Source organism: Williamsia sp. D3, assembly GCF_000506245.1.
Taxonomy (GTDB): Bacteria; Actinomycetota; Actinomycetes; order Mycobacteriales; family Mycobacteriaceae; genus Williamsia; species Williamsia muralis.
Genome location: NZ_AYTE01000045.1, coordinates 90,897 through 103,121, shown reverse-complemented (window position 1 = coordinate 103,121; position 12,225 = coordinate 90,897). Strand labels below are relative to the sequence as shown.

Below are 12,225 nucleotides of genomic sequence, written 5' to 3'. Positions count from 1 at the left end.
CGATCGCGTCGAATGCCCATGAGTCAGGTCTCCGTTGATCCCGCTGCCCTCCGAACCGCTTCGCTCGGCACCCGCTCCGTCGGCGAGGACATCGCCACCCAGGCCTTGGCCGGCCGCGCCGACGCGGCGCTGCTCGCTCCGGTGTTCGGCGTCATCGGAGCCGAATTCGCGGCCGCGGCCGCGATGGTCACCGACCGGCACTGCCGCGAGATCGAACAGCTCGCGGCCAGGGTCCGGACACTCGGTGATGGCCTGCGCGGCGCGCAGGTCGCCTACGCCGGCACCGACGACAACAGCGCGGCGCAGATCGCGGCGATCTGATGATCCCCATCGAGCTCCTGCTCGCCCCGCTGAACGCCCTGATCACGGCGATGGGAACCGGCGTGCTGCCCGCGGGCGCTCCTGCGGCGCAACTTCGTTCCACCGCAGCGGTTCTCGACGACGCCAGGGCCACGCAGCATCGATTGAACAGCGAGCTGGCACCACAGTGGTCGGGTGCCGGTGGCTCCCAGGCTCTCGCCACACTCGACCAGGCGGTCCGGGACACCGCGCACCATTGCGACAACAGCACCGACATCGCCGAGGTGATCGAGTCGGCAGCCGACAAGGTGCGCCTGGCCTCCGTCGAACTCCAGTCGATCCTCGACTCCTTTGTCACCATCGCCTCGGCCATGGGACCGTCACTCTTCACCCCCGCCGGTGTGGCTGCGGTCATTCCGGTCGCGATGACGCACATTCAACGGGGCATCGCCGTGCTCGAGAAGACCCGAGCCGCATTGGCCGACGACACCCAACGCCTGATGGCCATCGGCCGTATCCCTGCGGGCTCAGCGATGGTCGACACCCAATTGGCGCGAGTCGGCGACGAACTCGGAAATCTCACCGACGCAGCGTTTGGGCCGGTGCAGGCTGCTGCCCCAGTCACATCTCGAGACGCGGCCGGAGGAGCTCAGACGCTGCCGGCCGGATTGTCTGCAACCAACCCCGGTGGCACCGGCGTCGCCATCACCTTGCCCGACGGGTCGGTGGCCTACGCACCGAACGAACGAGCCGCAACAGCGGTACGGGCAGCACTGAGCCAGCAGGGCGTGCCCTATGTCTGGGGCGGCACCACGCCCGGGCAGGGTCTGGACTGCAGCGGTCTGACCCAATGGGCCTACCGGGAGGCCGGAGTCGAATTGCCCAGGCTTGCCCAGGAACAGGACACAGCCGGCGTCGCGATCGCACAGTCCGATCTCCAACCGGGTGATCTCGCCGTGTGGTCGGGACACGTCGCCATGTATGTGGGCAACGGCCAGCTGGTGGAAGCCGGTGACCCGGTCAGTGTGTCCCCGCTGCGTACGACCAACATGGGTCAGACCTTCGAAGGGTTCTACCGACCGCAATGACTCGAGCGACACCACCGGTGATCCGGCACCGTCACGATCCGGCCATGCCCGATGTAGCCGACGTTCAGGATCGGTGACTAGGCTCTGTGGCCATGGCCGGAGACATCGTCCCAATCGAACTCGGAATCACCGAGGGCAACGCGTTCACCCTGTGGGCCCCACGCTGGCGTGAGGGTGACGATGAGTGGGAGGCATTCCTCGGTCTCGACGAGGATCTGTACGGCTTCGCGTCCGTGGCAGAACTGGTGGCCTTCATCCGTTCGGGCGACGACAACGATCTGGTGGAACACCCCGCGTGGAACACCGTTGTCGGACTCAAAGCCGACGAACTCGAACCGGCCGAGGACAAGTCCTTTGACCTGATCGCCGTTCCCGAGCTCGCCTCTGAAGACCCCACACCCGAGGTCATCGCCAAACTCGAGGACGTACTCGAGATCGTCCGGATTATCGGCGAGGTCTGCGAACTGACCCCGATCACCAAGTTCTTCAACGGCAACCCCATCCTCGGTGCCGTCACCACCGGCACCCGCAACTTCCAGGGCCGTGACGGTGAAGAACTGTGGGGGCGCATCGGAACACTCATCGACAAACGCTGGGACGACGTGGTCGATGCCATCGATGAGGTGATCACCAGCCCCGAGGTCGACGCCGACCTGGTGTCGGTGGCCGAGGCAGAGATCCTCGCCGCCGCCAGTGCCGAAGACGAAGACGAGCCCGACGAAGACATCGAGTTGATCGACGGCGAATCTGACGACACAGATTCCGATGACGACGAAGATGACCTCGACGACGATGAAGATGATGATGACGAAATCGACGAGGACGATTTCTGGGCGTCGGTCGGCATCGACCCCATCCAGATCATCACCTCCGACGGCGAGTTCTTCACGCTGCGTTGTTATCTCGACGACGACCCGGTCTTCTTGGGGGCACGCGGCAAGATCTTCGCCTTCCCCTCGCACCGGGCACTGGAGCGGTTCCTCGCCGACGACAACGAACACGACCTCTCCGTGGTCAGCACCTTCGAGGAGATCCAGGTCGCCGCAACCGACGGTTCGCTGGAGATCGAGGTGTACGAGGACAACGTCTACGTGCTGCCCGGCCTCACCGAAGACATCGCGGACGGTCCCCGCCGCATCGACCGTCGCCAGCTGGAGTTGGCAGTCGAGCTGTTCACCGACGCAGCCGATTTCGCCGACGACGATTCCGTCGCGGAAGCACTCGGTTCCACGACGCCGCTGGGTTGGTTCGTCAACTACGCGCTCAACCCCGACCCGAAGCGCTTGGCCCCGAGCCCGCCCTTCGACAACGAGTCAGAGGCGTGGCGGGCGCTGGAGCACGAGTTCGAGACCCGGCTCGACAAGAAACGCGATTAGCCGGCCGATGGGTCGGCCCGCTGGACGGCGGTAAAGGCCCGGTCGACGGTGATAACGGCCCGGTCGACGGCGGTATCGGCCCGATCGGTGGCAGTAAAGGCCCGCGCGACGGCGTTCAGCCGATGAGCACCGCGTACCCGGGCTTGATCACGTCGTCGATGATGGCGAGTCGTTCGTCGAAGTGGATGAACGCCGACTTCATCGCGTTCACCGTGAACCGTTCGAGGTCGGCCCAGCCGTAGTCGAACTGGTCGACGAGCACCTTGCACTCCCGGCTCATGGTGGTGTCACTCATCAGCCGGTTGTCGGTGTTCACCGTCACCCGGAACCGCAGTCGGGCCAGCACGTTGAAAGGATGGGTCACCAGACTCTCGACGGCACCGGTCTGGACGTTGCTGCTCGGACACAACTCCAGCGGAATCCGCTTGTCGCGCACGTAGTTCGCCACATCGCCCAGTTGGGCGTCGGGGAATGCGCCTGCCGCGAGATCGGTGCCGGCCGGCAGGACGATGTCCTCGATCACCCGGACCCCATGCCCGAGGCGATCGGCACCGCAGAAGCTGATCGCCTCGTGGATCGACGGCAGTCCGAACGCCTCACCGGCATGGATGGTGAAGGGTGCGTTGTTCGCCCGCATGTACTCGAACGCATCGAGATGTCTGCTCGGTGGGTAACCGGCCTCGGCGCCCGCGATGTCGAAGCCCGCGACGCCGCGGTGGCGGAATCGCACTGCCAATTCGGCGATCTCCCTCGACCGAGCGGCGTGCCGCATCGCGGTCACCAAAGTGCGCACCTGGATCTTCCGGCCCCGGTCTGCCGCGTGTGCGGTGCCGTCGGCGAATCCTCGCAGGACGGCCTCGACAACCTCATCGAGGGTCAGGCCGGCTTCCAGATGCTGCTCGGGGGCGAAGCGGACCTCCGCGTACACCACCCCGTCGTCGGCGAGGTCTTCGGCGCATTCACGGGCCACCCGCTCCAGAGCGGCCGCCGTCTGCATCACCGCGACGGTGTGTGTGAACGTCTCGAGGTATCGCACCAAGGATCCGCTGTCGGCGGCGTCGCGGAACCACGCGGCCAGGCCGGGGACGTCCTCGGCGGGCAGATCCCCGTACCCCACATCGCGAGCCAACTCCAGCACGGTTCCCGGGCGCAGTCCGCCGTCGAGATGGTCGTGCAAGAGCACCTTCGGCGCAAGGGAGATCGTCGGCAAGTCCAGCGGCGCGGATGTCATGTGTCGACGGTAACCCGATCGATCACCCGCGACCGGGCTTGTGGCGCTGTCGAACCGATCACGGCGGCCCCGGCCAGTGCCGCCGACCCGGCAGCAAAACGTTGCGGCGTTCCGGTGTACATCGTGAACAGCGGGTCGCCCACGGCCACGCGGTCGCCGGCACTCACATGGAGCTTCACCCCGGCCTCTGCCTGGACTGCTTCGCCCTGCCGTTCCCGGCCCGCACCCAGTCGCCATGCGGCCACACCGACAGCCATGGCATCGATCGTTTCGACCACTCCGGCGGTCTGTGCGCGGATGACCTCGGACTCGGCGGCCACGGGCAGCGGCGCGCGGGGGTCGCCGCCCTGGGCCCGGATCATCGCGTCCCAGACGTCCATCGCCTTGCCGTTCGACAGGTTGTCCGCCGGATCCACCCCGGTGATCCCCGCGGCGTCGAGCATGGCGGCCGCCAACGCCACGGTGAGTTCGACGACGTCGGGCGGTCCACCACCGGCAAGTACGTCCACGGATTCGGCGACCTCCAGTGCGTTCCCTGCCGTGAGCCCCAGTGGCTCCGACATCGAGGTCAGCAGAGCCGAGGTGTACACACCTGCTTGGTTACCCAGCTCGACCATGACCTCGGCGAGCTCACGCGCATCGGCCTCGGACTTCATGAAGGCGCCGGAGCCGACCTTGACGTCCAGTACCAGCGCGCCGGTTCCCTCGGCGATCTTCTTGCTCATGATCGAACTCGCGATGAGCGGAATCGATTCGACCGTCCCCGTGACGTCGCGCAGTGCATAGAGCTTCTTGTCGGCCGGAGCGAGAGTCGCACCCGCGGCGCAGATCACGGCGCCGACGGACTCGAGCTGCGCAACGATCTCCTCGTTTGTCAGGTCCGCTCGCCAGCCGGCGATGGCCTCGAGCTTGTCCAGCGTGCCACCGGTGTGCCCCAGCCCGCGTCCGGACAGTTGCGGCACCGCGACGCCGAAGGATGCGACGAGCGGCGCCAGCGGCAACGTGATCTTGTCCCCCACGCCACCTGTCGAGTGTTTGTCGACGGTTCTCAGTGTCTTGCCGTCGCGCCGGAGTTGGGTGAAGTCCATCCGTTCTCCGGAGTTCATCATCGCCGCCGTCCACCGGGCGATCTCCCGGCGGTTCATGCCGCGCAACAGGATCGCCATCGCGAGCGCCGACATCTGCTCCGCGTGCACCGACCCGTGGGTGAACGCATCGATCACCCAGTCGATCTGTCCGTCGGTCAACGCGTGACCGTCTCGTTTGGTGGCGATCACCGTGACCGCGTCATGGATCTCAGGCACCATCGACCCCCTTGTTCCCGTCAGCCCCATCGGCCACGCGCTCATCAACCACGCCCCCATCGGACACTCGGCCGGCCTCGAGATCGGCGGGCCCGAACGAGTCCGGCAGCAGAACGCCCAGCGGCTTGGGCCCGTCGCGGTGATCGATCAGCATCGTGTCCCCGCCGTGCTCGAGCAACACTTGTCGACAGCGCCCACAAGGCATCAGGATCTGGCCCCGGCTGTCGGTGCAACTGAGCGCCACGAGGCGCCCACCACCGGAAACGTGGAGGTTTCCGGCCAGAGTGCACTCGGCGCAGAGCCCTAAACCATATGAGACATTTTCCACATTGCAACCGGTAACAATTCGCCCGTCGTCGACTAAGGCGGCAGCGCCCACCGGGTACCGCGAGTAGGGGACGTAGGCACCCTTCATTACCTCTATTGCTTTGTCCCGCAATAGATTCCAATCGATACTGGCCGACATTTCGCAGCCTTTCGCTCGCGACGGACAGCGCGGACGCATCCGCGCCTGAGATGTGAAGAATGGTAAGGCAACCCTAATTCGAGATGCCTTGGGGCTCTTGTCGACTCGGGGAGGATTCCACCCTCGTTCAGCTTAGGTTTAAGGTTTGTTTTGTGGGTCCACGATCGAGCTGCCGGAACCGCGCTCGACGCGTCCACCAACGATGTTGGAGGCCAATTTCTCGATGAGCATTCCTACAGAGACCGCGCCCGCCCCGGTGCGCAAACGTTCCCTGTATCGGGGTGACCCAGGCATGTGGTCCTGGGTGCTGCACCGGATCACCGGTGTCTCGATCTTCTTTTTCCTCTTTGTACACGTGCTCGATACGGCAGTGATCCGGATCGACCCCGACAAGTACTCCGAGATCATCGAGACGTACAAGAACCCGATCGTCGGCCTGATGGAAATCGGCCTCGTGGCGTGTGTGCTGTACCACGCCCTCAACGGTGTTCGCATCATTCTTATCGACTTCTGGTCGAAGGGTCCCAAGTACCAGCGTCAGATGCTGTGGATCATCTTGGGCTTGTTCGTCATCCTGTTCGGCGCGGCGACGGTCCGGTTGCTGCAGCTCATCGTGGAACACATCTAGGGAGGCCGGACGATGACCACATCACAAACCCCCCGGATAGCCAAGACATACGGCACCGACCACGACCGGCCGGCCAGTCTGGACAACCCGCGCTCACCGCGCCGCCCCAAGGGCGGCAACTTCGAGAAGAACGCATGGCTCTTCATGCGCTTCTCCGGCCTCGCCCTGATCATCCTGACCATCGGCCACATGTTCATCATGCTGGCCTGGGACGACGGTGTTCACCGGATCGACGCCTCGTTCGTCGCGGCGCGCTGGAAAGAACCGTTCTGGCAGGTCTGGGACATCTCGATGCTGTGGCTGGCCCAGCTACACGGCGGCAACGGTGTCCGCACGGTGATCGCGGACTACTCGCGTAAAGACTCGACACGTTTCTGGCTGAACGTCCTGCTGGTGCTGTCGATGATCCTGGTGCTGCTCACGGGCACGTACGCCCTGCTCACCTTTGACATCACGAGCGTGGGCTGACCCGATCCGCCTTCCGGCCACGACCGCATGCCTCCGGCGAGCACCCACCGGCCGCATCCGGTGACACTGATGAGAGAGAAGCCATAGATGCAGGAACACCGTTACGACGTGGTGATCGTCGGCGCCGGCGGCGCCGGAATGCGCGCGGCCATCGAAGCCGCGCCGCGCGCCCGAACAGCCGTGCTGACCAAGCTCTACCCCACCCGTAGCCACACCGGCGCGGCCCAGGGTGGCATGTGCGCCGCGCTCGCCAACGTCGAGGAAGACAACTGGGAGTGGCACACGTTCGACACCGTCAAGGGCGGCGACTACCTCGCCGACCAGGACGCAGTCGAGATCATGGCGAAAGAGGCCATCGACGCAGTGCTCGACCTCGAGAAGATGGGTCTGCCGTTCAACCGGACCCCCGAGGGCAAGATCGACCAGCGTCGATTCGGTGGGCACACCCGCGACCACGGCAAGAGCCCGGTCCGCCGGGCCTGCTACGCGGCCGACCGCACCGGCCACATGATCTTGCAGACGCTGTACCAGAACTGCGTCAAGCAGGACGTCGAGTTCTTCAACGAGTTCTACGCGCTCGACATCTGCCTCACCGAGAACGACAAGGGCGAGAAGGTTGCCACCGGTGTGGTCGCCTACGAGCTGGCCACCGGCGAGATCCACGTCTTTCACGCGAAGTCGATAGTCTTCGCGACCGGCGGCTCGGGACGTATGTACAAGACCACGTCCAATGCGCACACCCTCACCGGTGACGGCATGGGCATCGTCTTCCGCAAGGGTCTGCCGCTGGAGGACATGGAGTTCCACCAGTTCCACCCGACAGGTCTTGCCGGGCTGGGCATCCTGATCTCCGAGGCCGTACGCGGCGAGGGCGGCATCCTCCGCAACGTGGACGGTGAGCGGTTCATGGAGCGCTACGCCCCCACCATCAAGGACCTCGCTCCCCGCGACATCGTCGCCCGTTCCATGGTTCTGGAGGTTCTCGAGGGTCGCGGCGCCGGACCGAACAAGGATTACGTCTACATCGACGTGACCCACCTCGGCGAGGAAGTCCTCAACGAGAAACTGCCCGACATCACCGAGTTCGCCCGGACGTATCTCGGCGTCGATCCGGTCACCGAGTACGTCCCCGTGTTCCCCACCTGTCACTACGTCATGGGCGGCATCCCCACCAAGATCAACGGCGAGGTGCTCGCGAACAACGACGAGGTCGTGCACGGGCTGTACGCCGCCGGCGAGTGTGCCTGCGTCTCGGTCCACGGCGCCAACCGCCTCGGCACCAACTCGCTGCTCGACATCAACGTCTTCGGTCGTCGTGCCGGCATCGCTGCGGCCGAGTACGCGCAGAACACAGAGTTCCACGAGATGCCCGAGGAGCCGACCAAGATGGTCGACGGCTGGCTCGAGACCATTCTCTCCGAGCACGGACACGAGCGAGTTGCCGACATCCGTACCGAACTGCAGGCCTCGATGGACGCGAACGCCTCGGTGTTCCGTACCGAAGAGACGCTGAAGCAGGCGCTCACCGACATCCACGGATTCAAGGAGCGCTACAACCACATTCGTGTTCACGACAAGGGCAAGCGCTTCAACAGCGACCTGCTCGAGGCGATCGAACTCGGCTTCCTCCTGGAGATGGCCGAGGTCACCGTCGTCGGCGCGCTGAACCGGAAGGAATCGCGCGGCGGTCACGCCCGCGAGGACTACCCCGATCGCGACGACACCAACTACATGCGGCACACGATGGCGTACAAGAAGGGCGACACCCTTCTCTCCGACATCGAGTTGGACTACAAGCCAGTGGTCCAGACCCGTTACGAGCCGATGGAGCGGAAGTACTGATGACCGTAACCACTGATGTCGCCGCCGGCGAAGCACCCGACGGCCCCGCACTCCCCCCGGTCCCCGATGAGGCGACCATGGTGACCCTGAAGATCCGCCGGTTCAACCCGGAAGATCCGGACGCACAGGGCTTCGAGAGCTTCCGCGTGCCTGCTCTGCAGACCGACCGCCTGCTCAACCTGCTCCTGTACGTGAAGGGCTACCTCGACGGCACCCTGACGTTCCGCCGCTCGTGCGCACACGGCGTGTGCGGTTCGGACGCCATGCGGATCAACGGCGTGAATCGGCTGGCCTGCAAGCTGCTGATGAAGGACATGCTCCCCAAGGACAAGTCCAAGGAGATCACCATCACGGTGGAGCCAATTCGCGGCCTGCCGGTGGAAAAGGACCTGGTGGTCGACATGGAGCCGTTCTTCGACGCGTTCCGCGCCGTGAAGCCGTTCCTGATGACCAGCGGCAACGAGCCGACCCGTGAGCGCATCCAGAGTCAGACCGACCGCGCCCGGTTCGACGACACCACCAAGTGCATTCTGTGCGCATGCTGCACCACCAGTTGCCCGGTGTACTGGAGCGAGGGCAGCTACTTCGGCCCCGCAGCCATCGTCAACGCTCACCGCTTCATCTTCGACAGCCGCGACGAAGGTGCTGCAGAGCGTCTGGACATCCTCAACGAGGTCGACGGCGTGTGGCGTTGCCGCACCACCTTCAACTGCACCGACGCTTGCCCTCGCGGTATCCAGGTGACGCAGGCCATCCAGGAAGTCAAGCGCGCGTTGATGTTTGCCCGCTGATCTGAGCAAGTTCGCGACACACACGATGGCCGTCACCTCGAGGTGACGGCCATTGTGCTGTCCGGGGCCGGTTCAGTAGTGGTAGGTGTCCGACGGGGCTGGCATGTGGTCGGGGTCGTCGTATTCTTCGCTGAATTCGATGCCGTAGGCACGCGCGAGGTCGAGGATCTTGGTGCCGCGAGCAATGCGTGGCAGATCGGACCCGTTGCGGATCTCGCCGCCGTCACGTTCGAACTCGGCGAAGAACTCCAGCGCCCAGGCGATCTCCTCGTGCGAGGGTGAGAGACCCTCATTGACCGCAGCGCACTGGTCGGGCGTCAGGCAGATCTTTCCCGTCATCCCGAACTCGGCGCTCACGGCCGTGGCCTCGCTCAGCTTGAGCGCCGACGACCCGACCGTGGGCCCGTCGATCGCACTCGGCAGGTGGGCAGCTTTCGCGGCGATGGTGAAGCGCGATCGGGCGTACGCGAGCGTGGCGGGCTGATCGCCGAAACCGGTGTCACGCCGGAAGTCGCCGATACCGAAGGCCAGCCTGAAAGTACCTTTGGCCAAAGCGATCTCGCTGATTCGCTCCAAACCGCGGGCGGTCTCGACCAACGCGACGATCGGCACACCCGGTAGTCGTTTGGCGGTCTCGGTCACGTGGTCGACCGACTCGACCATGGCCAGCATCACGCCTCCGACCGTCACCTTGCTCAGCGCGTCGAGGTCGTCGGCCCACCACTGCGTACCGAAGCCGTTGACACGTACCCAGTCGCGATTTCCGTCCCCGAGCCAGCGGACCACGTTCTTACGGGCGGCCACCTTGTCCCTCGGGGCGACGGCGTCCTCGATGTCGAGGACGACGATGTCGGCACGCGACTGGACGGCAGCCTGGAACCTCTCGTACTGCAGACCGTTCACCAGCAGCCAGCTGCGCGCCAGCACCGGGTCGATACGAAAACCGATGTCGTCGGGGTCGATGGCGGTGGCATTCTTCGGAGCGTTCACAACACACAATGGTCCTCTATCGATCCACGTCGGATCAACGGGGGCAAGGGCCTGCGCGTTGTTGCCGACCGGGAAGCCCGCGAGACGCGCAAATAGTCGGGTCCGCGGCGGGTTCATCAACTAAATCAGTCGTTGTGTTACTGATCTGGAAACAATTTCGTTGTTGTGGCGCGGTTTGACTGTCGAAACCGTACGGTAAGCATGTTCGATCCCCTCACCGTCCGGAGATACCCATGGCCATTTCGGAAGCACCCGGTACCGCCGTCTCAGACAAGGGTCTGCGCGCCGGCTCACTGGGATTGGTGGGCAACGTCGTCATCGGCCTGTCGGCCGTGGCACCCGCCTACAGCCTCGCCGCCACTCTCGGTTTTGTTGTCGCAGCAGTGCACGAAAAGGCTCCGGCCATGTTCGTGCTCGCATTCATCCCCATGTTGCTGATCGCGTTCGCCTATCGCGAGCTCGGCCAGGACACCCCCGACTGCGGCACCACGTTCACGTGGGGCACCAAGGCGTTCGGGCCCTGGGTCGGCTGGATCGGCGGCTGGGGCCTGGCGGTGTCGGCGATCATCGTGCTCGCCAACGTGGCCGAGGTCGCCGGCGTCTACCTACTGCGGTTCCTCCACCTCGATTCCTGGGCCGAGAACATCTGGATCAAGGTGCTGCTGGGCAGCGCCCTGATCGTGATGATGACCTGGGTCAGCATCCGCGGCATCGTCATCAGCGAGCGGATGCAGAACGTCCTGATCACCGTTCAGTTCGGTGTCCTCATCACCGCCAGCGTGATCGCCCTCGTCAAGGTCGGGCTCGACAAGGCCGGCCCACAGGCAATCAATCCCGAGCTCAGCTGGCTGTGGCCGAGTGGCCTGAGTTCGTCGGCGATCGCCGAAGCCGTCATCCTCTGCATCTTCATCTACTGGGGCTGGGACGCCTGCCTGGCCGTCGGCGAGGAGACCAAGGACTCCGCGAAAACACCGGGCCGGGCCGCCGTCCTCACCACGATCATCCTGGTCTGCACCTACGTCCTGGTCGCCTACGCCATCCAGTCGTTTGCCGGATTCGGCGACACCGGCATCGGCCTGAACAACGAAGAGAACGCCGACGACGTGCTGACCATCCTCGGTGATCCGGTTGCCGGCGCCGTGCTCTCGGCGCTACTGCTGCTCACCGTGTCGATATCGGCGCTGTCGTCCACACAGTCCACCATCCTGCCGACCGCTCGCGGAACACTGTCCATGGCCGTCTACGGGGCGATCCCCAAACGCTTCGCGACCATCCATCCCCAGTACATGACACCGGCATTCGGCACAGCGTCATGGGTGGAGCCGCGCTCGCGTTCTACCTCGTGTTGTCACTCGTCAGCGCCAACACCCTCGGCGACTCGGTGGCGTCTCTCGGACTGGCGGTCGCGTTCTACTACGGGATCACGGCGTATGCCTGTGTCTGGTACTTCCGCAAGACACTGTTCACGTCTGTCCGGAACCTGTTCTTCCGCGGCATCTTCCCGCTTCTGGGTGCCCTTGCGATGACGTGGGCCTTCATCAAGAGCGCAATCGACATGTACTCGATCGACTACGGGTACACCTCCGTCGGCGGCGTCGGCGGCGTGTTCGTGATGGGTGTGGGCATGTTGGTGCTCGGCATCCCACTGATGTTGCTGTGCTTCGCCTTCGGGCCGAAGGACTTCTGGAAGGGCAAGACCCTCAATGCCCGCACCGAAGTCAAGGTCCCTGATGTGTACTGA

The 12,225-nt window shown here is 64.7% G+C and carries 10 protein-coding genes and 2 pseudogenes; 8 read left to right on the top strand and 4 right to left on the bottom strand.

The features are described from left to right. Positions 1 to 18: 18 nt before the first annotated feature. The 3 genes from W823_RS52545 to W823_RS52535 all read left to right on the top strand — a co-directional run bounded on the left by W823_RS52545 (position 19) and on the right by W823_RS52535 (position 2,764). Positions 19 to 321, top strand: coding sequence for a type VII secretion target (locus W823_RS52545; RefSeq protein ID WP_023962142.1), 303 nt, complete (start codon positions 19 to 21; stop codon positions 319 to 321). Continuing rightward, entirely contained in the window at positions 321 to 1,388 is a 1,068-nt protein-coding gene (locus W823_RS52540; protein ID WP_023962140.1) for a C40 family peptidase, read from the top strand. Before W823_RS52545 ends, W823_RS52540 begins: the two co-directional genes overlap by 1 nt. 92 nt (positions 1,389 to 1,480) lie before the next feature. After that, positions 1,481 to 2,764, top strand: a complete 1,284-nt coding sequence (locus W823_RS52535; RefSeq protein ID WP_023962138.1) for a hypothetical protein — start codon at positions 1,481 to 1,483, stop codon at positions 2,762 to 2,764. 115 nt (positions 2,765 to 2,879) lie between these two features. Here W823_RS52535 and W823_RS52530 read toward each other — a convergent pair whose 3' ends face one another. From W823_RS52530 to W823_RS57500, 3 genes and pseudogenes are all read right to left on the bottom strand, one after another. Next, the gene (locus W823_RS52530) at positions 2,880 to 3,995 is read right to left on the bottom strand and encodes an adenosine deaminase (protein ID WP_023962136.1); all 1,116 of its coding nucleotides are present in this window, start codon (positions 3,993 to 3,995) and stop codon (positions 2,880 to 2,882) included. After that, complete coding sequence (locus W823_RS52525; RefSeq protein ID WP_023962134.1) at positions 3,992 to 5,302, bottom strand: thymidine phosphorylase; 1,311 nt, start codon at positions 5,300 to 5,302, stop codon at positions 3,992 to 3,994. The genes W823_RS52530 and W823_RS52525 overlap by 4 nt, the downstream gene beginning before the upstream one ends. Positions 5,303 to 5,363: 61 nt before the next feature. Continuing rightward, positions 5,364 to 5,765: pseudogene (locus W823_RS57500) on the bottom strand (cytidine deaminase); the annotation flags it as partial. Between the two features lie 223 nt (positions 5,766 to 5,988). Between W823_RS57500 and sdhC the strand changes: the two are divergent. The 4 genes from sdhC to W823_RS52505 all read left to right on the top strand — a co-directional run bounded on the left by sdhC (position 5,989) and on the right by W823_RS52505 (position 9,494). Continuing rightward, positions 5,989 to 6,393 carry a succinate dehydrogenase, cytochrome b556 subunit gene (sdhC, locus tag W823_RS0130685; RefSeq protein ID WP_038254497.1) on the top strand — a complete coding sequence of 135 codons (405 nt, stop codon included), beginning with the start codon at positions 5,989 to 5,991 and terminating at the stop codon, positions 6,391 to 6,393. A gap of 12 nt (positions 6,394 to 6,405) precedes the next feature. After that, positions 6,406 to 6,861, top strand: coding sequence for a succinate dehydrogenase hydrophobic membrane anchor subunit (locus W823_RS52515; protein WP_023962128.1), 456 nt, complete (start codon positions 6,406 to 6,408; stop codon positions 6,859 to 6,861). 87 nt (positions 6,862 to 6,948) lie between these two features. After that, positions 6,949 to 8,703, top strand: coding sequence for a succinate dehydrogenase flavoprotein subunit (gene sdhA / locus W823_RS52510; RefSeq protein ID WP_023962126.1), 1,755 nt, complete (start codon positions 6,949 to 6,951; stop codon positions 8,701 to 8,703). Further along, entirely contained in the window at positions 8,703 to 9,494 is a 792-nt protein-coding gene (locus W823_RS52505; RefSeq protein ID WP_023962124.1) for a succinate dehydrogenase iron-sulfur subunit, read from the top strand. The genes sdhA and W823_RS52505 overlap by 1 nt, the downstream gene beginning before the upstream one ends. Positions 9,495 to 9,566: 72 nt before the next feature. On the opposite strand, the gene W823_RS52500 is transcribed toward W823_RS52505, so the two are convergent. Continuing rightward, entirely contained in the window at positions 9,567 to 10,484 is a 918-nt protein-coding gene (locus tag W823_RS52500; protein ID WP_031333320.1) for a CoA ester lyase, read from the bottom strand. Positions 10,485 to 10,717: 233 nt separating this feature from the next. Between W823_RS52500 and W823_RS52495 the strand changes: the two are divergent. Then, positions 10,718 to 12,225 (top strand): annotated as a pseudogene (locus W823_RS52495) (APC family permease).

Bases quoted from the DNA above. Each gene is read 5' to 3' on its own strand.
- W823_RS52545 (WP_023962142.1), top strand. From the start codon at position 19: ATGAGTCAGGTCTCCGTTGATCCCGCTGCCCTCCGAACCGCTTCGCTC.
- W823_RS52540 (WP_023962140.1), top strand. From the start codon at position 321: ATGATCCCCATCGAGCTCCTGCTCGCCCCGCTGAACGCCCTGATCACG.
- W823_RS52535 (WP_023962138.1), top strand. From the start codon at position 1,481: ATGGCCGGAGACATCGTCCCAATCGAACTCGGAATCACCGAGGGCAAC.
- W823_RS52530 (WP_023962136.1), bottom strand. From the start codon at position 3,995: ATGACATCCGCGCCGCTGGACTTGCCGACGATCTCCCTTGCGCCGAAG.
- W823_RS52525 (WP_023962134.1), bottom strand. From the start codon at position 5,302: ATGGTGCCTGAGATCCATGACGCGGTCACGGTGATCGCCACCAAACGA.
- sdhC (WP_038254497.1), top strand. From the start codon at position 5,989: ATGAGCATTCCTACAGAGACCGCGCCCGCCCCGGTGCGCAAACGTTCC.
- W823_RS52515 (WP_023962128.1), top strand. From the start codon at position 6,406: ATGACCACATCACAAACCCCCCGGATAGCCAAGACATACGGCACCGAC.
- sdhA (WP_023962126.1), top strand. From the start codon at position 6,949: ATGCAGGAACACCGTTACGACGTGGTGATCGTCGGCGCCGGCGGCGCC.
- W823_RS52505 (WP_023962124.1), top strand. From the start codon at position 8,703: ATGACCGTAACCACTGATGTCGCCGCCGGCGAAGCACCCGACGGCCCC.